Origin of the sequence: Streptomyces mayonensis (genome assembly GCF_018982965.1) — a bacterium.
In the GTDB taxonomy this organism is placed as follows: domain Bacteria; phylum Actinomycetota; class Actinomycetes; order Streptomycetales; family Streptomycetaceae; genus Streptomyces; species Streptomyces mayonensis.
Window position 1 is genome coordinate 1 of the sequence record NZ_JACBYP010000017.1, and the last position, 20,587, is coordinate 20,587.

The window sequence follows — 20,587 nt, forward strand, 5'->3', positions numbered from 1 at the left end:
GCGACCTCCTGCCCGCCGCCGCGGCACAACTTCCTCACGCTGCCGCGCATCCGCAGTGAATCCCCCGCCTTCGACCTCCACCACTCCCCCGCCGTGCCCAAGGTCGAAGCGGCGGCACTCCGGTGAGCGGCGAGGACGCCCGTCCGACGACGGCGCGGCTGCTCATCCACCAGATCGAGGGGCACCTGCTCGTCGCCGCCACCCGTGAGGAGGGGCGGTCGGCCGCCGCCCGCTTCACACTGCCGCTCGACTGGCTGACGGAGCGTCAGCGGCGTGAGGTGGAGGCCCGCTTCGAGGCCGAGCACCTCGCGCTGGCCCGCGGCTCCTGGCAGCGCACGGCGGAGCGTGCCGAGCGGCTGCGCGGGGAGTACGAGGAACGGTACCGGGCCCTGCGGCGGCGGCTGTTGGCGGGTTGCCTGCTGGGCTGGTGCGCCGTACTCGGCTGCGCGGGCGCGCTGCTCGCGGGGCGCGCCTGAAGCCTGTCCGGACCTCGGCACAGATGACATGGGCCCAGCGGGCCCGGTGGGCCGGCCGCTGCTCCTCCGGGCGCGGGGGCTACGCCGACGATCTCGACGAAGGTGCTGCGCACCCGGCGCGGACCGGCTGGCGCGGACCGGCTGCCACATGGGCGGCGCGGGTGCGGAAGGCCGCGGTGGCCCGTCCGGCGAGCGGCAGGTTCCGCGCCGGCGGAGGCGGTGCGGACGGCCTCCTCGGCCCGGTCGTCGACCTGGAGGTGGCGGGCGGCACCGGGGCCGAATTTGTCGTGTCCACGGTCTTGTGGAGTAGGGCGAGCCTTCCCTACTTTGCAGTAAGTTCACTCTGGAAGCGGCTGTGTTCAGCATGCGCGTGCCCTCGCCCCACCACGCCCACCGTCAGAGGAGAGCAGTATGCCTGCCTTCACGACCAGGCACCTCAGCACCGTCGCCGCCGCACTCGCCCTCGCCCTCTCCGTCCCCGCGTCCGGCGCCGCGGCCGCCCCGGACGCCGCCGCGGACCTGCGTGAGGTGATGTTCGTGGGGAACAACTGGGAGGGCACCGCCGACGTCATCCGCTCGACCGGCGACTTCGCGAGGATCGGCCGGATCAGTGTGATCCCGGACCGCGAGGAGCGGATGGCGGAGATCAACGCCGACCCGATCAGGTGGATCTACTTCCAGGCCATCCGCAACAGCGTCGGCGAGGGGCACGACCAGTTCGTCGACGACATGTACTCGACGCCGGACGGCGGCTCGGTGGTCGTCTCGCGGCCCAGCTTCGCCGACGTCGTCTCCGTCGACCTCACGACCGGCGAGATCGGCTGGCGCTTCCCCGTCTCGGGCTACCGCGCGGACCACATGGCAGTCTCCCCCGACGGCACCCGGGTCGCGGTCTCCGCCTCGACCTCCAACACCGTGCACGTGCTGGACATCCGGACGGGTGCGGAACTCGGCTCGTTCGGCACGGGCGACAAGCCGCACGAGAACATCTTCACCGCCGACGGGAAGTACCTCTGGAACATGTCCATCGGCGAGGTGAACACCGCGCTCGACGCGCCCTGGCTGGACTGGACGAAGGGCGACCGGCGCATCACGGTCGTGGACGCGCGGACGTACGAGCGGGTCAGGGTGATCGACATGCGCGAGCGTCTCGACGCGATCGGACTCGGCGACTACTCGGACGCGGTGCGGCCCGCCGTCTTCTCGCCCGACGAGTCCAAGCTGTACTTCCAGGTCTCGTTCTTCAACGGCTTCTTCGAGTACGACGTGGCCACCGACCGCATCACCCGGACGAAGACCCTGCCGAAGAACCCCGCGACCGGCGAGGACCGGACAACCTGGGTCAACGACTCGCGGCACCACGGCCTTTCGATGAGCCCGGACGGCGCGAAGGTGTGCGTCGCCGGCACGATGGACGACTACGCGACGGTCGTCGACCGCACGACGCTCCAGGAGGGTCCGCTGGTCCCGGCCGCCAAGCCGTACTGGGCCACGGTCAGCGGCGACGGCAGGCACTGCGTCGTCTCCGAGAGCGGCGCGGACCAGGTCACGGCCATCGACTTCGCCACCGGCGAGAAGTCGGTGTCGGTCCCCGTGGGCGACCACCCGCAGCGGGTCCGCCTGGGCAGGGTGGCGGCGGACTGGACGGGACCGGCCACGGACTGATCCGAGCCGCCCGGCGCCGCCGGTCAGCGGCGGGGCAGCCGGTGCAGGACCACGTCCGCCAGCCGGCCGCGGGTCACCGCGGCCGTCATGTAGGTGCAGTACGGCTGGCGGCGCCGGTCCGTGGGCGAACCCGGGTTGAGCAGGCGCAGACCGGTGTCCGCGGTGGTGTCCCAGGGGATGTGGCTGTGGCCGAAGACGAGGACGTCGAGGTCCGGGAAGCGGGCGGCGCAGCGCCGCTCGCGCCCCCGGGCGTCGCCCGTCTCGTGGACGACGCCCAGGTGCAGGCCGCCGAGGTCGGCGCGGGCCACCTCGGGCAGCCGGGCGCGCAGTCCGGGTCCGTCGTTGTTGCCGTACACGCCGACGAGCCGACGGCTGCGGCTCTCCAGCAGGTCGAGGGTGGCGGTGTCGACCCAGTCCCCCGCGTGCACGACGACGTCGGCGCGGGGAACCTCCGCCAGCAGCGGCGCGGGCAGTTCCCTGGCCCGCTTCGGCAGGTGGGTGTCGGAGACGAGCAGCAGACGCACACCGCCAGGGTAGCCACGGGTGCGCGGCCCGCGCCCGCGGGCGCGCAATCACCGGGTAAAACTGTGCAGTCTTACCTGGACAGTCTTACCTGTGGAAATTAGCGTGGTGGGCACGCATCGTCCGAAAGGCACCTCCTCATGGCCGTCACCACCCTCGACCCCCGTACCGCCCTGGTCGTGATCGACCTCCAGGCCGGCATCGTCTCCGCCCCCACCGAGCCGTACGGCGGCGCCGAGGTCGTCGCCCGGAGCGCCGAGCTGGCGGACGCCTTCCGCGCCCGGGGCCTGCCCGTGGTCCTGGTCCGGGTCTCCTTCGCCGCCGACGGCGCCGACGCCGTGCCGGGCCGCACCGAGGCCGGCGGGGCCGGCGGCCCCCGGCCCGAGGGATGGGACGTGGTCGTCGACGAACTGGCCGGCCGTCCCGGCGACATCACGGTCACCAAGCGCAACTGGGGCGCCTTCCACGGCACCGGCCTCGACGTCCAGCTGCGGCGTCGCTCGGTCACCCAGATCGTGCTGACCGGCATCGCCACCAGCATCGGTGTCGAGTCCACCGCCCGCGCCGCCCACGAGCACGGTTACCACGTCGCCCTCGCCACCGACGCGATGAGCGACATGAGTGCCGAGGCCCACCGGAACAGCGTCGAGCGGATCTTCCCGCGCCTGGGCGAGACGGGTACGACGGCGGAGATCCTGGAGCTGCTGGCCAAGACGCACTGACGTCCACGAGCGCTGGCGTCCACGACGCGCTGACGTCCGGCGCCGAAGGGCCACGAGCCCGCGCTGACCGGTCCGCCCCTCACCGACCGCCGGGCCGTTCGCCGCCGGGCCGTCAGCGGGCGGGCCGCTCGCGGAGGGACCGTCCGAGCGGCTCCCACCAGGCCCGGTTGTCCCGGTACCAGGCGACGGTCTCGGCCAGTGCGGCCGCGAAGTCGCGGTGGGGCCGGTATCCCAGTGCGTCGCGGGCCTTGTTCCAGTCGACCGAGTAGCGCGTGTCGTGGCCCTTGCGGTCGGCGACCGGCGTCACCCGGTCGGGGCCCGCGCCCAGCGCGTCGAGGAGGCGGGCGGTGAGTTCGCGGTTGCTCAACTCGGTGCCGCCGCCGATGTTGTAGACCTCGCCGGCCCGGCCCCGGGTCCGGACGAGGTCGACGCCCGCGCAGTGGTCGTCGACGTGCAGCCAGGCGCGGACGTTGCTCCCGTCGCCGTAGAGCGGGACACGGCCGCCGTCCAGGAGGCGGGTGACGAAGAGCGGCACCAGTTTCTCGGGGAACTGCCGCGGGCCGTAGGTGTTGGAACACCGGGTCACCCGGACGTCCAGGCCGTGAGTGCGGTGGTAGGACAGCGCCAGCAGGTCGGCCGACGCCTTCGACGCGGAGTACGGGGAACTCGGCCGCAGCGGGTACTCCTCGTCCGCCGAGCCGGACTGCAGCGGGCCGTAGACCTCGTCGGTGGACACGTGCACGAAGGGGCCCACGCCGTGCCGCAGGGCGGCGTCGAGAAGCGTGTGGGTGCCGACGACGTTGGTGAGGACGAACTCCGCCGCGGCGTCGATCGAGCGGTCCACATGGGACTCGGCGGCGAAGTGCACCACCTGGTCGGCGTCCGCCGTCAGTTTGTCGACCAGGGCGGCGTCCCGGATGTCGCCGTGCACGAAGTCCAGCCGCGGGTGCCCGAGCGGGAGGTTGGCGGCCGTCCCGGCGTAGGTCAGGGCGTCCAGCACGGTGACCCGCGGCGCCGCGGGTCCGTCGGGCGTCTCGTCCGGGGCCAGGAGTGTGCGGACGTACCGGGAGCCGATGAAGCCGGCTCCTCCGGTGACGAGGATGTTCATCTGCGGATCAGTGCCTTGCTACGACGCTGCGAGGGGGCGGGCGGATGGTGTGCTGCCCCCGCGACGTTACCGGCGTGGCCCGTGCGGTCCGCGGGCGGCCCGGACGCGCACCGCGCCGGCACGGAGGCCGGCGCGCTGGGCGGTGTCACCACCCTCGGGGCGGGGTCAGTCCTCGCCCCGGACGATGTTCGACTCCTGGCCCGGTTGCGGTGCGCGAGGAGTGCTGCCGTCCTCGACGGCGGGTACGCAGGTACGCATCAGGCCCCTGCTCCGCAGGCGGCGGGCCTTCGACCATCCTGTCTCCAGCCGACGGACGGCGGGTTTCCCGCTGGTGTCCGTGGTCACGGGCATCATCTTCCTTCTGCTTCCGCCACCGGGTCCTGCCGGGTTCTTCCGTGCCCGGTGCGCTCGCCCCTGCGGGTCCCCGGGAGCGGGCGCCGTGAAACACCGGACGCGGTGCCCCACGGGGTGGGCCGGGCCACACTGATGTCGCCCAGCGCGGACTCCGGGTCCCGCTCCATCGCCAGGTCGCCGAGGGCGACGATGCCGACCGGGCGCCCCTCGTCGACCGCGGGGACGCGGCGCACCGCGTGTTCGCGCATCGGCCGTGGCGGATCCCGCACCCGGGCGGGCCGGGCGTTCACCGGTCGAGCGCGATCTCGCTCCAGACCTGTTTGCCCCCGCTGACGGGCAGCGTCCCCCACGTCGCCGACATCGCCTCGACGAGGAGGATGCCGCGTCCGCCCGTGGCCTCCCAGCCGATGCTCGTCGGTTTGACGGGCGTACGGGGCGAGGCGTCGGCGACCGCTGCGCGCAGCCGGGCGCCGATCAGGGCGAGGTCGAGACGGACCTGGCCGTCGGTGTGCACGAGGGCGTTGGTGACGAGTTCGGAGACGATCAGGAGCACGCCGTCGATCGTGTCGTCCGCGACGTCCCAGGAGCGCAGGGTGCGCCGGGTGAAGCGGCGGGCGTGCCGCACGGCCTCCGGCAGGCGCCACACCGACCAGCTCTCCCGCAGCGGGCGCAGGGCCATGCCGTCGTAGCGCACGAGGAGCAGGGCGACGTCGTCACTGCGGCGGGCCTCGCCGAGCAGTGCGTCGGCGACGAGACCCAGGTGGGCGGGGTCGGAGCCGGCCAGCGCGTGGGCGAACCGGTCGAGGCCGGCGTCGATGTCGCTCTCCGGCGTCTCGACGAGGCCGTCCGTGGTGAGGGCGATCAGGGTGCCGGGCCGCAGCCGCAGCGGGCTCATCGGGAAGTCGGCCTGCGCGACCACGCCGAGCGGCGGGCCGCCTTCCGCCTCGGCGATCTCCGTGCTGCCGTCGGGGTGACGCAGCACCGGCGGCAGATGCCCGGCCCGCACGCACCAGGCGGCGCCCTCCTCCATGTCGAGGTCGACGTAGACGCAGGTGGCGAAGAGATCGGTCTCCATGTCCACCAGCAGCCGGTTGGCGTGGGAGACGACCACGTCCGGCGGATGCCCCTCGGCGGCGTAGGCGCGCAGAGCGGTGCGCATCTGGCCCATCAGCGTGGCCGCGCCGGCGCTGTGGCCCTGGACGTCGCCGATGACGAGGGCCACGTGGTGGTCGGGCAGCGGGATCACGTCGTACCAGTCGCCGCCCAGCTCGAGTCCGGCCGTGCTGGGCAGGTAGCGGGCGACGGCGACCGCGCCGGGCAGCTCCGGCAGGCGGCGCGGCAGCAGCTGGCGCTGGAGCATGCCGACCAGTTCGTGTTCGGCGTCGAAGGCGTGGGCGCGCATCAGGGCCTGCCCGGCGAGGCCCGCGGAGGCGGTGAGCAGGGCGCGTTCGTCGGGGCCGAAGTCGTGCGGCGCGTCCCAGCCGATCAGGCAGGCCCCGGCCATGCGGCCGCCGGCGGGCAGCGGCAGTACGGCGAGGCCGCCGGGGCCGACGTCGGCGAGCGCGGGTTCCAGGTCGCCGGAGCCGGCGGGCCATATCCGGGCACGGCCCTCGCGCAGGGCGGCGGCGAGGGTCGGCATCGCCCGTACCGGCGCGTCCGGCCACTCGGTGCGCCACTCCAGCCGCCACAGCTCGGGCCAGGACTCGGGGTCGGGCGGGTCGAGGACGGTGACGACCAGCCGGTCGTTCTCCAGCTCGGCCAGGGCGATCCGGTCGGCGCGCAGCGGCCTGCGCAGGGCGGCGACCACGGCCTGGCTCACGTCGCGCACGGTCCCGGCGGTCGCGAGGGCCGTGGCGAGCCGCTGCACGCGGGCCACGTCGGTGACGTCGGGGCGCAGCGTGGAGGCGTCGGCGACGGTGCCCACCAGGCGGGTCGGCCGTCCCTCGCCGCCGGGCAGCAGGCGCCCGCTGAGCCGGAGCCACTTCGGCGGCCCGCTGGGCTGCAGTACGCGGAACTCCAGCTCCCGCTCGCCGATGGTCATGTGGTCGGACTCGGTCACCGACATGAGGGACGGCAGGTCCTCCGGCACGGTGAGGCCGAGCAGTGTCTCGACCTTGCCGTCGAACTCGTCGGGGGCGAGGCCGAACAGCCGCAGGATGCCGTCACCGACCTCGACCCGGCCGCTGTCCATCGAGAGGGTGAAGGCACCGGGCCGCAGTTCCCCGCCGTCGGCGGCCTCGGCCGGCGCGGGGCAGATCAGGGCCTCGGCGATCAGTTCGAGGCAGGCGCGGTCCTCGGTACCGAAGCCGTCCGGCTGCTCGGTCGAGGCGAGCAGGCAGCCGCCGTCCCCGCGCACGGGCAGCGAGGCGAGCGAGACGCCGCTCGACGGTACGCGCCGCGACTCGGCCGAACCGGCGAACTCCTCCGGACCGACCCAGACCGCGACGCCGCCCCGGTGGGCCTCGGCGACCGCGGAACCGCCGGACGCCGGGTAGCTGTCGCGGACGCCGTACAGGGACCGCGGCACACCGGCCGACTCGACCAGGCAGAGCAGGTCGCGGTGGTCGCCGGGGGTGTAGAGGGCGGCGAAGGAGGCGCCCGCGAAGACCAGCGCCTGCTCCAGGATCCGGCGGGTGCGCTCGCGGGGGTCGGGCCCGGCCGCGATCGCCTTCAGGGCACCCTCGGCCCGCAGGGCCCTCGGCCCGCGTTGCGCAGCACCCTCTCCGACCACGTCGCCATTACAGCGCCAACGGGGCGCCCGCGCAGCCCCTGCGGAGCTGTTACCGGTGGTGCGGGGCGTGCGTCCGGGTGTGGGAGCGCGCCCGCGCGGACGTCGACGGCGTCCGTGCCGCCCCGGCGGTCCCGGTGGCCCCACGAGACCGACAACGCCACGCACGGCGCAGCGGGCGTCGACGCGCCACCGGAGATCCCCCGGCAGCCGCTGAAGGCAGGGGCGTTCTGCCACGGCGGTCCGGTCCTCCCGCCGGAGGACCGGACCGCCCGTCCGGGTGCCGCATGCGCCGGTCGCCCGGCGGGGTGGCGGTCAGCCGAGGGGGCCGGAGCCGTCCCCGCCGCCTGCACCGTTGCCGTCGCCGACGCCGGTGCCGTCACCCGCGTCGTGACCGGCGCCCGCCTCTTCGCCGCCGGGCTGCTCGACACCGGCCCCGTCACCACCGCCGACGGCGTCGCCGCCCCCGGCCTCGTCACCGCCGGCTCCGTCACCGCCGGCCTCCTCGCCGCCGGCCTGGTCGCCCGCACCGTCGCCCGCGTCCCCGCCGAGGGTGGCGCCGACGGCCTCCAGGGCCGTGGTGACCGGCTGGAAGAACGTCTCGCCGCCGGCCGTGCAGTCGCCGCTGCCGCCGGAGGTCAGGCCGATCGCGAGGCCGTCCTGTGTGAACAGGGAGCCGCCGCTGTCGCCGGGCTCGGCGCAGACGTCGGTCTGTATGAGCCCCGAGACCGTGCCCTCGGGGTAGTTCACGGTGGCGTCCAGGCCGAGTACCTGGCCGTCTGCGAGCCCGGTCGTGCTGCCCATGCGGAAGACCTGCTCGCCGACGGTCGCCTCCGCGGCCCCGGAGATCTGGAGGGTCTGGTCGCCCAGGTCGACCTCGCTCGGCGCCTCGGTCGCCGGGTCGTCGTACGTGACGAGCGCGAAGTCCCCCTCGCCGGGGAAGACCGCCTGGTCGACGGTGCCGATCGGCTGTCCGTCCTGGGCGTCGGACCAGGACTCGGACCCGACCCCGCAGTGCCCCGCCGTCAGGAAGGCCGGGGAACCGTCCCCCGCGGTGACGTTGAAGCCGAGCGAGCAGCGTGCGCCGCCGCCGAAGATGGCGTCGCCGCCCGACACGAAGGTCTTGAAGGTGCCGGCGGACTTCTCCAGCGTCGCCATTCCGGAGCCGAGCCCCTGCACGGTGGACTCCAGCCGGTCCCACTTCTCACCGGTGACGGTGCTGTCGGCGGTCACCAGGATCTTGTTGGTGCGCGGGTCGATCGCCCAGGAGGTGCCGGGGATGGTCGCCTGGGACTTCAGTGTCTGCGCCCCGCCGTGCAGTTCGGTCATGCTGTTGTCGACCTCGCGGATCTCCGCGCCCGCCTGCTTGGCCCGTACCACGACCTGGTTGTCGTCACCGGCGACGACGTTGACGACGAGCCGCTGGGCGCCGGCGTCGTAGTACGAGCCGGCGAAGGCGTCGCCGAGCTGGCCGGCGAGCTGCGCGGCGAGGTCCGAGGCGTCCCCCGCCTTGAGGGTCCGCGGGGCCGCCGCCGCGTCGCCCGAGCCGCCGCCGTCCTGCGAGGCGTTGGCGTTCGGCAGGAGGATGGCGGCCGCGCCGAGCGCCACCACACCGCCCGCGGCCATCGCGGCCTTGCGCTTCGGAATTCGCTTGTGACTCAACCTACTCGACCTCCTGGGACCGGTGGAGCGTGCCGCCGGTCCGGGTGCTGTTGGGGGCGCCTTGACGGCTGTTGGTACGCACGGATCGGGCGGTGTGTTCAGACCGGCCGTCCGGTCGCGGCCCGCGACCGCCCCCTCCCGCACCCACCCGGCACGCGGCGTGACCGACCGGCGACCCAGTGTGCCGATCGCGGGACGGAATCGGCGCTCCGGTGAATCTGCACATCGAATGCCCAACCCGCTCACCCTCGTTGGGGGATCTGCACAACACGCCGCAGCCCCGTACGTCTTTGGGGCGGGAGTGCCCCAATCGGCCGGGCACCGGCAAGGGGGGCGTCCGGAACGATGTCGTGCACCGTGTGAAGAAGTCGCCGCGAAGGCGTGCGCGCACCTGCACCGTTGGTCGCTTCGGCGTTGCAAGTTGCCTGGTGGGAGGGGGTGATTGATTGGAAGCCCGGCCTGGACGCGTGCTTTGATCCATCGCACCGCGGGGACCGGGGACGCTCCGGAAACGGGCGCCCGGTGTCTGCGGTCGCGGCCGTCATCTGTCCCCAGAGGGGGCCGCTCCCCCCTTGTGAAATGGCTATACGAAGGGAAGTTCCCACATGAACTCCACCCCCCAGGTTGAGACCGTCGAGATCTCCGACGCCGACCTCGACAACGTCTCCGGCGGCCTGAACGTGAACGCCGTCGGCACCGTCACCGGCCTGGTGGACGGCGTGGCCCCGGTCTCCGGCCTGGTCAACACCGCCGTCGGTACCGTCGAGGGCGTCACCGGCCTGAACACGGCCCCGGTCACGGGTCTCGTCGCCGGTCTCTGATCGCGCCCGTGTGCCGCTGAGTCCCGGAGCCACCCAGGCTCCGGGGCTTTTCGGCCGTCCACCCGGCCGTCGTCCACCCGGCCCTCACGTTCGGCCATCCCGTTCGGCCCTCACGATCGGCCGAGATCTCTCTGTTCCCCCGTTCCACCGACCCGCTCGCCCCTCCAACCCTCTCGTTGCACCCAACCCCCTCCGCCCATCCTCTCGTCCCGCCCGACCCTCTCGTCCTGACGAGGCTCTTCGGGAATCACTGGGGTACGTCCGCCGTGCAGTTCCGCCAACAGGCCCTCTCCAAGCTCCAGTCGCCGGAGGAGCTCGACCTTCCGGTGCGTCTCGCCCGACCGCAGGGCTGGCTGGTGCTGTCCGTGACCGTGGTCGCGATGGCCGCCGCGTCCGTGTGGGCGGTGGGCGGCTCGGTGACCTCGACCGTCGACGCGCCCGCCATCCTGACGCACGGCCAGGGGAGTTACCTCCTCCAGAGCCCGGTTTCCGGGCAGGTCACCGCGGTCCTCGCGAAGCCGGGTCAGCGACTGGGCGCCGACGCGCCCGTGCTGAAGGTGCGTACCGCCGAGGGCGAGAGCGTGGTCCGCACGGTCGACGCCGGCCGGGTCAGCGCGCTCGCGGCCACCGTCGGCCAGATCATCCGGACCGGAGCGAACGTCGCCTCGGTCGAGAAGGTCGCCCACGCCGGTGATCCGCTGTACGCCACCGTCTACGTCCCGGCCGAGAACGCCGCCGCCGTCCCCGCGCACGCCTCCGTCGACCTGACCGTGCAGTCGGTGCCGACCCAGCAGTACGGCGTCCTGCGCGGGAAGGTGCAGTCGGTGGACCGGTCGGCGCAGTCGGCACAGACCATCGGCGCGTTCCTCGGGGACAGCCAGCTGGGCGAACAGTTCACCAAGGACGGCAGGCCGGTCGCCGTGACGGTGCGGCTGACCACCTCGGAGTCGACGAAGAGCGGGTACGCGTGGTCGTCGGCGGACGGGCCGCCCTTCGCCCTGACCTCCATGACCCTGGCCTCGGGCTCGATCCGCCTGGCCGACCAGCGTCCCGTCGATTGGCTGCTGCCGTGAGCACCGCACAGGAGACCCGCGGCAGACGCCGTGCCGCCCCGCCCCGGCGCAGCGTGCCCAGGAGCAGCGCGAAGACCGTGCGCACGCCGACCGTGCTCCAGATGGAGGCCGTCGAGTGCGGCGCCGCCTCCCTCGCGATGGTGCTCGGCCACTACGGCCGCCACGTCCCGCTGGAGGAGCTGCGGATCGCCTGCGGCGTCTCCCGCGACGGCTCCCGGGCGAGCAACCTCCTGAAGGCGGCCCGCGGTTACGGCCTCACCGCCAAGGGCATGCAGATGGACCTGGCCGCGCTCGCCGAGGTGACGACGCCGGCCATCCTGTTCTGGGAGTTCAACCACTACGTCGTCTACGACGGCATGGGCCGCCGGTTCGGGCGGCGCGGGGTGTTCGTCAACGACCCGGGCAAGGGCCGCCGCTTCGTGTCCCTGGAGGACTTCGACGGTTCCTTCACCGGCGTCGTCCTGACCATGGAGCCGGGCGAGGGATTCACCCGCGGCGGCCGCAGGCCCGGTGTGCTCGGCGCGATGCCGGCCCGGCTGCGGGGCACCGCCGGGACGCTCCCCGCCGCCGTGCTGGCGAGCCTTCTCCTGGTGGCGGTCGGCGCGGCGGTACCCGCGCTCAGCCGCACCTACATCGACATGTTCCTGATCGGCGGGCAGACCTCGCTGCTCGGCGTGCTGTTCGCGTCGATGGCGGCGTGCGTGCTGCTCACGGTCATGCTGACCTGGCTCCAGCAGGCGAACCTGCTGCACGGCCGCATCATCTCCTCGACCCTCTCCAGCGCCCGCTTCCTGCGCCATCTGCTGCGGCTGCCGGTGACGTTCTTCTCGCAGCGCAGTCCGGCCGACCTGGTGCAGCGCCTGCAGTCCAACGACGCCGTGGCCGAGACGCTGGCCCGCGACCTCGCGGCGGCGGGCGTGGACGCGATCGTCGTCGTGCTGTACGCCGTACTGCTCTACACGTACGACCCGCAGCTGACCTTCGTCGGCGTCGGTGTGGCGCTGCTCAACATCCTCGCGATGCGGGTCGTGATCCGGCTGCGCGCGACGCGTACCGCGAAGCTGCGGGCGGACACGGCGCGGCTGACGAACACCGCGTACACGGGTCTGCAGCTGATCGAGACCATGAAGGCGACGGGCGGCGAGGACGGCTACTTCCGCAAGTGGGCCGGGCAGCACGCCACGACGCTGGAGGAGCAGCAGCGGCTCGGGGTGCCCAGTGCCTGGCTGGGGGTGGTCGCGCCGGCCCTCGCGACGGTGAACAGCGCGCTGATCCTGTGGATCGGCGGCATGCGCGCGGTCGAGGGCCACATCTCGGTGGGTCTGCTGGTCGCCTTCCAGGCGCTGGTGGTCCGTTTCACGGCCCCGCTGACCCGGCTGAACGGTGTCGCGGGCCGCATCCAGGACTTCGCGGCGGACGTGGCGCGGCTCAAGGACGTGGAGAACTTCCGGACGGACCCGCTCTACGACCGTCCCGGCGGCCTCGACTCCACTCGCCGGCTGCACGGCCACGTGGAGCTGCAGAACGTCTCCTTCGGCTACAACCCGCTCGACAAGCCGCTGCTGACCGGCTTCGACCTGACGGTCGGCCCCGGGCAGCAGGTGGCGCTGGTGGGCGGCTCGGGAAGCGGCAAGTCCACGGTGTCCCGGCTGATCTCCGGCCTGTACGCCCCGTGGGACGGGGTGATCCGGATCGACGGGCAGCGGCTGGAGGACGTGCCGCGCGGGGCGCTGGCCGCCTCGGTCTCCTTCGTCGACCAGGACGTGTTCCTCTTCGAGGGCTCGGTGCGCGACAACGTGGCGCTGTGGGATCCGTCGATTCCGGACACGGCGGTGGTGGACGCGCTCAGGGACGCGGCCCTGTACGACGTCGTGATGCGGCGCCCGGGCGGTATCAACAGCCCGGTAGAGCAGGACGGGCGGAACTTCTCCGGCGGGCAGCGCCAGCGTCTGGAGATCGCGCGGGCCCTGGTGCGCCGGCCCAGCATCCTGGTCCTGGACGAGGTGACCAGCGCGCTGGACGCGGAGACGGAGCTGGTGGTCATGGACAACCTGCGCCGGCGGGGCTGCGCCTGCGTGGTGATCGCGCACCGGCTGAGCACCGTACGGGACAGCGACGAGATCGTCGTCCTGGAGCACGGCACGGTCGTGGAGCGCGGACGCCACGAGCAGCTGGTGGCGCACGGCGGTGCGTACGCCTCGCTGGTCAGGGAGCGGTGAGATGACGGCCGTGCACGACGAGCAGGGGGGCGACCTCGTCCTGGGCGCGCTCGGCGGGCTGGGGACGCGGGTCGACTGCGCCGGGTTCAACCGCCTGGACCTGGAGGGGCCGCAGGTGCTGTGGCTGGTGGAGTCCGGCGCGGTCGACCTGTTCGCGGTGGACGCCGGGGAACAGGGCCACTGGCACCACCTGGGGCGGCTGGAGGCGGGTTCCGTGCTGCTCGGTCCGGTCGCCGGGCCGCAGCACACTCTCGTCGCGCGGCCGCTGCGGGACTGCGTGGTGCGCCGCATCGGTCTGCGCGAGCTGTACCAGCCGGCGCACACCCAGACGTGGTCGTACGACGCGTACGGAAACCCGCAGTACGTGCCGCCGACGACGAGCCCGCTGGAGTACGCCCTCGCGCTCGGCGTGGGCCGCGGTCTGACCGTCCTGTTCCAGGCGCCGATGGCCGCGGACCGGGCCGCCGCGCCCACGGACGAGGACGTGTTCTGGATGCAGGTGCCGCCGGGCAGCGTCCAGTACGGGGCGGTGTACGGCGAGGAGGCCGCCGCCGACCTGCTGATGGACCCGGCGCTGTGGCAGAGCCTGGTCGACCAGCAGTACCGGCTGCTGACGACGCTGGACCGCTGGATCGAGCAGCTGGAGCGCACCCACGAGACGCGCACGGCGGCCGGTATCAAGGCCGGTGAGGCCGTGCGCGCGCAGGCCGACCGGACGTTGCTGGCGTCCATCGGCAAGCGGTCGGCGGGGCGCACCACGGCCGCCGACACCGACGCCTCGTACGCGGCGTGCCGGCTGGTCGCACGGGCCGCCGGGATCCCGCTGGCCGAGCCCGCGCAGAACGGCACGGAGAGCGAGCGGCTGGATCCGGTGGAGCGGGTCGCCCTCGCCTCGCGGCTGCGCACCCGCACGGTGCGTCTGGAGGACGGCTGGTGGCGGGAGGACGTGGGTCCGCTGGTCGGGCACCGGACGCTGTCGGGTGCGCCGGTGGCGCTGCTGTGGCGGCGCGGCGGCTATGTGGCCGTGCATCCGGCGACCGGGCGTGAGACGCCGGTGGAACGGGACAACGCCGAGGAGTTCGAGCCGCACGCGGTGATGTTCTACCGGCCGCTGCCGGAGGGCCGGCTCGGTCCGCTCGGGCTGCTGCGGTTCTGTCTGGCGGGCACGCGCCGGGACCTGACCGGTCTGCTGCTGAGCGGGCTCGTGACGGTGGGGCTCGGTGCGCTGGTGCCCCTCGCGACGGGCCGGGTGCTCGGCGAGTTCGTGCCCGAGGCGCGGACCGGGCTGATCGTGCAGGTGTGTCTGGCGGTGCTGCTGAGCAGTGTCGTCGCGGCGGCCTTCACGCTGTTGCAGAACCTCACCATCCTGCGGCTGGAGGGCCGCGTCGAGGCGACGCTCCAGCCCGCCGTGTGGGACCGGCTGCTGCGGCTGCCGACGAAGTTCTTCACCGAGCGTTCGACCGGTGAACTGGCGAGCGCGGCGATGGGCATCAGCGCGATCCGCCGGCTGCTGGCGGGCGTCGGGCCGACGGTCGCCCAGTCGGTGACGGTCGGGGTGATGAACCTGGGTCTGCTGCTGTGGTTCAGCGTGCCGATGGCACTCGCCGCGATCGGCATGCTGGTGGTCGTCGCCGGGGTCTTCCTGGCACTCGGCCTGTGGCAGGTGCGCTGGCAGCGGCGGCTGGTCAAGCTCACCAACAAGCTGAACAACCAGGCGTTCCAGACGCTGCGCGGGCTGCCCAAGCTGCGGGTGGCGGCGGCGGAGAACTACGCGTACGCGGCGTGGGCGGAGCGGTTCGCGCACAGCCGCGAGCTGCAGCAGCGGGCGGGGCGGGTCAAGAACCTCAACGCGGTCCTCGGCGCGGTGTACCTGCCGCTGTGCACGCTGCTGATGTTCATGCTGCTGGCCGGTCCGGCGCGCGGCTCGATGTCGGCCGCGGAGTTCCTGACCTTCAACGCCTCGGTGACGATGCTGCTGACCTCGGTCACCCAGCTGACCGGCTCGTTCGTGTCGGCGGTGGGGGCGCTGCCACTGTTCGAGGAGATCAGACCGGTGCTGGACGCGACGCCCGAGGTGCGGACGGCGAGCACCCGGCCGGGGCCGCTGTCGGGGGCGATCCAGGCGCGGCGGCTGTCGTTCCGGTACACCGACGACGGGCCGCTGGTCCTGGACGACGTGTCCTTCGAGGTGCGGCCCGGTGAGTTCGTGGCGGTCGTCGGTCCCAGCGGCTGCGGCAAGTCGACGCTGCTGCGGCTGCTCATCGGCTTCGACCGGCCGCTGTCGGGCAGCGTCCTGTACGACGGCCAGGACCTGGCCGCGCTCGACCAGTCGGCGGTGCGCCGGCAGTGCGGGGTGGTGCTCCAGCACGCGCAGCCCTTCACCGGCTCCATCCTGGACGTCATCTGCGGCACCGAGCCGTACACGCCCGAGGAGGCAATGGCGGCGGCCGAGATGGCGGGGCTGGCCGAGGACATCAGGCGGATGCCGATGGGCCTGCACACCATCGTGTCGGGCAGCGGCGCGGTCTCGGGTGGCCAGCGGCAGCGGCTGATGATCGCGCAGGCGCTGATCCGCCGGCCGCGCATCCTCTTCTTCGACGAGGCGACCAGTGCCCTGGACAACGAGACGCAGCGCACGGTGATCGAGTCCACCAAGGCCCTCAACGCCACCCGCGTCGTGATCGCGCACCGGCTGTCCACGGTGCTGGACGCGGACCGGGTGATCGTGATGGAGGACGGCCGGGTCGCCCAGCAGGGCCCGCCCGGCCGGCTGCTGGCGGACACCGGTGGCCGGCTGCACGAGCTGGTGCGGCGTCAGCTGACCTGACCGGCCGGACGGACCGCGGGTCGGAGCGCCGGGTTTCGAGCCGCAGGGCCCCGGACGGCGTTGGACCCGGCGCTCGGATGGGTACCTCGGCCTTCATGCGTATCAGCGTGGTGGATGTGGGGTCGAACACGGTCCGGCTCGTGGTGGCCGACGCGGAGGGCGGGGTTCCGCTGCCGGTGCACACCGCGAAGTGGCGGCTGCGGCTGTCGGAGCAGGTCAAGCACGGCGGTCCGCTGCCCCAGGAGGCCGTGGAGCGGCTCGCGGAGGCGATCGCCGAGGCGGACCGCACCGCGGAACGGTGGGGGGCGTCCGGTCCGCTGGCCTTCGCCACCGCCGTGGTGCGGGCCGCGCCGAACCGCCGGGAGGTGCTGCGCACGGTCCGGGCCCGTACCGGCGTGCCGCTGTGCACGCTGCCCGGCGAGGTGGAGGCGGAGCTGACCTTCCTCGGGGCCCGGCGCTGGACGGGCTGGCGGTCCGGGCCGCTCGCCCTGCTGGACATCGGCGGCGGCTCGCTCGAGGTGGCCTTCGGGCGCGGCAGGACACCCGGCTTCGTGGCGTCGCTGCCGCTGGGGGCGGCGCGGCTGACCCACGAGTTCCTGGCGGGCGGCCACGACCCGGCCCCCCGCGAACAGGTCCGGGCGCTGCGCCGCAGGGTCCGCCACCAGTTGCGGGACGTCGCGGCCCGGATCCGCTGGGAGGGTCCGCGCACGGCGGTGGCCACCTCGCGCACCTTCCAGCAACTGGGCCGGCTGTGCGGGGCCGCGCCGGGCCGCCACGGCCCGTTCGTGGAGCGGCGGCTGCGCTGCTCGGACCTCGGGGACGCGGTGGGACGGCTGGCCGCCCTGCCCGCGGCCGAGCGGGCCCGGCTGCCCGGCATCTCCGCGCCCCGGGCGGCGCAGAGCCTGGCCGGTGCGGTCGTCGGGCACACCGCGATGAAGCTGTCGGGCCTCGACTCGGTCACGCTCTGCCCCTGGGCGATCCGGGAGGGCGTGCTGCTGCGCCACATCGAGGACGGCCCGTCCTGGTGGGCGGAGGTACTGCGCCGCAGCGACGAGGCCGCGCCCCCGCCGCCGGTCCCCCTGCGCCTCGCGCCCTCGCCGGTCGGAACACCGGTCTGAGCCGGAACACCGGTCTGAGTGGGGACGGCGCGGGTACGCGGCAGCCAACCGTACGAGCGAGAAGGAGGACTCCGTGTCCAAGGACGGCGACCACCAGCACAGGCAGCCCGAGACGGCCGTCGAGGAGGTGCTCCGCGAGATCGAGGAGGCCAGGCCCCGCGACGCGGAGTCCGATCAGGGCGAGCACCGGGGCGAGGCGGGGGACGCCACGTCGCCGAACACCGGCGCCCAGGAGGACGCCGAGGGAGAGTGACGCCGTTCCCGGCGGGTGCCGGGGGTGCCGGTGCGCGTGTCCCGGGTACTCGCGGCTCCATGACGTACGAGCGTGAGGCACCACGGCTGCCGACGGCGCGCGGGCCGCTCTCCGCGGCCGTCGGCGACCGTCTGCGCGGGACCGGCCCGCTGCCCGGCCCGGAGGCGGTGACCGCCGCGCCGCCGTACGGGGACGACCTGCAGCTGGCCCTGTACCAGTGCTACGAGCTGCACTACCGGGGCTTCGCGGGTGTCCCGCCCACGCTGGAGTGGGACCCCGGCCTGCTGCGCTTCCGGGCCGCGCTCGAACAGTGCTTCCTGGCCGCGCTGCGCGCCGACACGGCGGTCCACGAGAGCGTCGAGGACGCGGTGGGCGCACTGCTCGTGGAGCCCGTCGACGGAGCGGGCGTCAGCCACTTCCTGCGGGACGAGGGCGAGTTGTGGCAGTTGCGCGAGTACGCGGCCCAGCGCTCCCTCTACCACCTCAAGGAGGCCGACCCGCACGCCTGGGTGCTGCCGCGGCTGTGGGGGCGGGCGAAGGCGGCGATGGCGGCCGTCGAGTTCGACGAGTACGGCGGCGGCCGCGCCGACCGGGTGCACTCCCGGCTGTTCGCCGACCTGATGACGGACCTGGGCCTGGACACGGCGTACGGGCGCCATCTGGACGCCGCTTCGGCCGAATGCCTGGCCACGGTGAACATGATGTCCCTGTTCGGGCTGCACCGGGCCCTGCGCGGCGCGCTGGTGGGACACTTCGCGGCGGTCGAGATCACCTCCTCCCCCGGCTCCCGGCGGCTCGCCCGGGCGATGCGCCGCACCTCCGCCGGGCCGGCCGCCGAGCACTTCTACGACGAGCACGTCGAGGCCGACGCCGTGCACGAGCAGATCGTGCGGCACGAGGTGATCGACGGCCTGCTGGAGCAGGAGCCGCACCTCGCGCCCGACGTGGTCTTCGGCGTCGACGCCACCGGGTTTTTGGAGGACCGTTTCGGGGACCGGCTGCTGGCCGACTGGCGGGCCGGACGGTCGTCGCTGCGCACGCCGCTGCCGGAGCCGCCGCGCATTTCCGATATTTCGTGATGGTCGGGGTACCTGGGTTCCGTGAGTTTCATGGTGCTGCCGGGCGTGTACGCCCCTCAGGAGGACACCGCCCTGCTGGCCGGGGCGCTGTCCGACGAGTCGCTGCCTCCGGGCGCGGCCGTGCTCGACGTCGGAACGGGGTCGGGCGCGCTGGCACTCGCGGCGGCGGCCAGGGGCGCCCTGGTGACCGCCGTGGACGTGTCGTGGCGCGCGGTGTGGGCGGCGCGGCTCAACGCGGCGCGGTCGGGGCTGCGGGTCCGGGTCCGGCACGGAAACCTCTTCGATCCCGTGCACGGCGAGACCTTCGATCTGGTCCTGGCCAATCCGCCGTACGTGCCGGCGCCCCTGGGCGGTCGCCGTCCGCGCGGTGCCGCCCGGGCCTGGGACGCGGGACACGACGGCCGGATGGTGCTGGACCGGATCTGCCGCGAGGCGCCCGCCCTGCTGCGGCCCGGCGGCGTGCTGCTGCTGGTGCAGTCAGCGCTGAGCGATCCGGACCTGACCGTCGGGTGCCTGCGCGAGGCGGGTCTGAAGGCGGCGGTGACACGGCGGCGGCGGATCGCGTTCGGTCCCGTCGTGCGCGGCCGGGAGCGGTGGCTGCGGCAGCGGGGTCTGCTGACCGTGGCCGACGACGAGGAGGAGTTGGTGGTCGTCCGTGCCGAACTCCCCGTCTGACGGACCGCGTCCGTCCGGCGCGCCGCGCCGGGTCAAGGTGCAGCGGCGGGGGCCGCTGCTGGTGGAGGGCCCGGTGGAGGTGGAGCTGGAGGACGGCACGACGGTGCGCTCCGACCGTTTCCGGGTCGCCCTGTGCACCTGCCGGCGCAGCCGGCGTTTCCCCTGGTGCGACACGAGCCACCGTGCGAGGTCGCCCGGCCCGTCCGACGGGCCGCCACCGACCGGCGGCTGACGCCCGGCGGCCCCACGGGGCCGGGCCCCGGGAATCCGGCGTGCGGGTCATCCGCGCACCGTCCGGGCGGCCGCCCGATGGAGCCGTCTGCCGCACGGACCGCCGCGAGTCCGGGCAGGTGACGGTTCCCCGCGATCCGCCCGGCCGGAAGTCCGCACCGGTCCCGGCCCCTCCCCGGGCGGCCGCTACGGGTAACAGCGCGGCCAACACCTCCCGGGCGCGGGCCGGGCCGTCGGTGCTGGGGGACGGCGGGCGGCCCCACTCCGCCCGCCGTCCCCGGTGCGGGACCACGGGCCCGGATGCGGCGGCGCTCGCACTCCCCAGTGGCGAGCACCGGTCACGCCGCACGGGCCCGGCGGTCCCGGTCCCTCAGAACGTGAAGACGCCGGCGCCGGTCGCGTTCATCACGCACTCGTTGGCGAAGGTGCGCTCGTAGGAGAGGCGGCGCCCCTCCCAGACCCCGTCGACGGTCACGACGACGGGGTCGTACTGCTGGGTGCACAGCACCCCGTCGCGCACGGACAGGGCGTCGAAGTCACCCCCTGCTCCGCGCAGTTCGGCACAGGCCGGCCCGGCGGCCGGGTGGGTGCCGGACGCCTTCGGACCACAGGTCAGGGTGACCGCGCGTACCGGCACCGCGGTGGCGGCGCTCTCTCCGTGCCCCACGGTCAGCACCAGGGCCGACGGGGCGTAGAGCGACGCGGGTGCGGCGGCCGGGGAGGCGAGGGAGGCCCCGGCGAGGGGCCCGCAGACGGCGGTGGCCGTCAGTCCCAGAGTCACTGCCCAGCGCGCGGTGTTCCGCATGGTGTGTGCACCTTCCGCTTCATGTTTCGGGGGTGGTGCCGGGTCCGGCTCGGTCGGTGCCGGAACGGCGAGCGCGAGTCTGCCGAGTCCGGCCCCGAAACTCATCTCGACCCCTCATGTTTCGGTAACCTTTCGTATTGAATCAGTGGCGCGAAGTAACAGAATTCGAACGTTGCAAGTCCGGAACGGAGCGATTCCCGATCGGTGATTGAGAATCGAACTGGCCAGATGGCGCGATCCACGCTCTTG

18 protein-coding genes and 1 pseudogene are annotated in these 20,587 nt (G+C 73.8%); 12 read left to right on the forward strand and 7 right to left on the reverse strand.

From position 1 onward, the window contains the following. The first annotated feature begins 122 nt into the window (after positions 1-122). Together HZS56_RS09145 and HZS56_RS09150 are read left to right on the forward strand one after the other, a co-directional pair. Complete coding sequence (locus tag HZS56_RS09145) at positions 123-476, forward strand: hypothetical protein (RefSeq protein WP_216720209.1); 354 nt, start codon at positions 123-125, stop codon at positions 474-476. Positions 477-887: 411 nt separating this feature from the next. Then, entirely contained in the window at positions 888-2,141 is a 1,254-nt protein-coding gene (locus HZS56_RS09150) for a YncE family protein (RefSeq protein WP_216720210.1), read from the forward strand. Between the two features lie 23 nt (positions 2,142-2,164). Here HZS56_RS09150 and HZS56_RS09155 read toward each other — a convergent pair whose 3' ends face one another. Further along, positions 2,165-2,665, reverse strand: coding sequence for a metallophosphoesterase family protein (locus tag HZS56_RS09155; RefSeq protein ID WP_216720211.1), 501 nt, complete (start codon positions 2,663-2,665; stop codon positions 2,165-2,167). 138 nt (positions 2,666-2,803) lie between these two features. On the opposite strand from HZS56_RS09155, the gene HZS56_RS09160 reads away from it, so the two are divergent. Next, on the forward strand, positions 2,804-3,385 hold the full coding sequence (locus HZS56_RS09160; protein WP_216720212.1) for a hydrolase: 582 nt from the start codon (positions 2,804-2,806) through the stop codon (positions 3,383-3,385). Between the two features lie 112 nt (positions 3,386-3,497). On the opposite strand, the gene rfbB is transcribed toward HZS56_RS09160, so the two are convergent. The 5 genes and pseudogenes from rfbB to HZS56_RS09185 form a co-directional block, all read right to left on the reverse strand. Further along, positions 3,498-4,493, reverse strand: a complete 996-nt coding sequence (rfbB, locus tag HZS56_RS09165) for a dTDP-glucose 4,6-dehydratase (RefSeq protein ID WP_216720213.1) — start codon at positions 4,491-4,493, stop codon at positions 3,498-3,500. A 165-nt stretch (positions 4,494-4,658) separates the two neighbouring features. After that, the gene (locus HZS56_RS09170; protein ID WP_216720214.1) at positions 4,659-4,838 is read right to left on the reverse strand and encodes a hypothetical protein; all 180 of its coding nucleotides are present in this window, start codon (positions 4,836-4,838) and stop codon (positions 4,659-4,661) included. A 125-nt stretch (positions 4,839-4,963) separates the two neighbouring features. After that, positions 4,964-5,095: pseudogene (locus HZS56_RS09175) on the reverse strand (CBS domain-containing protein); the annotation flags it as partial. 38 nt (positions 5,096-5,133) lie between these two features. After that, on the reverse strand, positions 5,134-7,578 hold the full coding sequence (locus tag HZS56_RS09180) for a SpoIIE family protein phosphatase (protein WP_216720215.1): 2,445 nt from the start codon (positions 7,576-7,578) through the stop codon (positions 5,134-5,136). A 312-nt stretch (positions 7,579-7,890) separates the two neighbouring features. After that, positions 7,891-9,237 carry a S1 family peptidase gene (locus HZS56_RS09185; RefSeq protein ID WP_216720216.1) on the reverse strand — a complete coding sequence of 449 codons (1,347 nt, stop codon included), beginning with the start codon at positions 9,235-9,237 and terminating at the stop codon, positions 7,891-7,893. Between the two features lie 605 nt (positions 9,238-9,842). Between HZS56_RS09185 and HZS56_RS09190 the strand changes: the two genes are divergently transcribed. From HZS56_RS09190 to HZS56_RS09230, 9 genes are all read left to right on the forward strand, one after another. After that, the gene (locus HZS56_RS09190) at positions 9,843-10,058 is read left to right on the forward strand and encodes a type A2 lantipeptide (protein WP_216720217.1); all 216 of its coding nucleotides are present in this window, start codon (positions 9,843-9,845) and stop codon (positions 10,056-10,058) included. A 266-nt stretch (positions 10,059-10,324) separates the two neighbouring features. Further along, positions 10,325-11,131, forward strand: coding sequence for an HlyD family efflux transporter periplasmic adaptor subunit (locus HZS56_RS09195; RefSeq protein ID WP_216720218.1), 807 nt, complete (start codon positions 10,325-10,327; stop codon positions 11,129-11,131). Continuing rightward, positions 11,128-13,350: an NHLP family bacteriocin export ABC transporter peptidase/permease/ATPase subunit gene (locus HZS56_RS09200; protein WP_216720219.1), complete on the forward strand. Its 2,223-nt coding sequence runs from the start codon at positions 11,128-11,130 to the stop codon at positions 13,348-13,350. The genes HZS56_RS09195 and HZS56_RS09200 overlap by 4 nt, the downstream gene beginning before the upstream one ends. Before the next feature lies 1 nt (position 13,351). Continuing rightward, positions 13,352-16,177, forward strand: coding sequence for an NHLP bacteriocin export ABC transporter permease/ATPase subunit (locus HZS56_RS09205; protein WP_216720220.1), 2,826 nt, complete (start codon positions 13,352-13,354; stop codon positions 16,175-16,177). A gap of 95 nt (positions 16,178-16,272) precedes the next feature. Beyond that, positions 16,273-17,295, forward strand: a complete 1,023-nt coding sequence (locus tag HZS56_RS09210; RefSeq protein ID WP_216720221.1) for a Ppx/GppA family phosphatase — start codon at positions 16,273-16,275, stop codon at positions 17,293-17,295. A gap of 73 nt (positions 17,296-17,368) precedes the next feature. Then, positions 17,369-17,548 carry a hypothetical protein gene (locus HZS56_RS09215; protein ID WP_216720222.1) on the forward strand — a complete coding sequence of 60 codons (180 nt, stop codon included), beginning with the start codon at positions 17,369-17,371 and terminating at the stop codon, positions 17,546-17,548. A 59-nt stretch (positions 17,549-17,607) separates the two neighbouring features. Continuing rightward, entirely contained in the window at positions 17,608-18,627 is a 1,020-nt protein-coding gene (locus tag HZS56_RS09220) for an iron-containing redox enzyme family protein (protein WP_216720223.1), read from the forward strand. Positions 18,628-18,657: 30 nt separating this feature from the next. Then, positions 18,658-19,302 (forward strand): HemK2/MTQ2 family protein methyltransferase, encoded by a 645-nt coding sequence (locus HZS56_RS09225; RefSeq protein ID WP_216720294.1) that lies wholly within the window; start codon positions 18,658-18,660, stop codon positions 19,300-19,302. Then, positions 19,283-19,534: a CDGSH iron-sulfur domain-containing protein gene (locus HZS56_RS09230; protein WP_216720224.1), complete on the forward strand. Its 252-nt coding sequence runs from the start codon at positions 19,283-19,285 to the stop codon at positions 19,532-19,534. Before HZS56_RS09225 ends, HZS56_RS09230 begins: the two co-directional genes overlap by 20 nt. Before the next feature lie 369 nt (positions 19,535-19,903). Here HZS56_RS09230 and HZS56_RS09235 read toward each other — a convergent pair whose 3' ends face one another. Then, the gene (locus HZS56_RS09235) at positions 19,904-20,338 is read right to left on the reverse strand and encodes a protease inhibitor (RefSeq protein WP_216720225.1); all 435 of its coding nucleotides are present in this window, start codon (positions 20,336-20,338) and stop codon (positions 19,904-19,906) included. Positions 20,339-20,587: the final 249 nt, after the last annotated feature.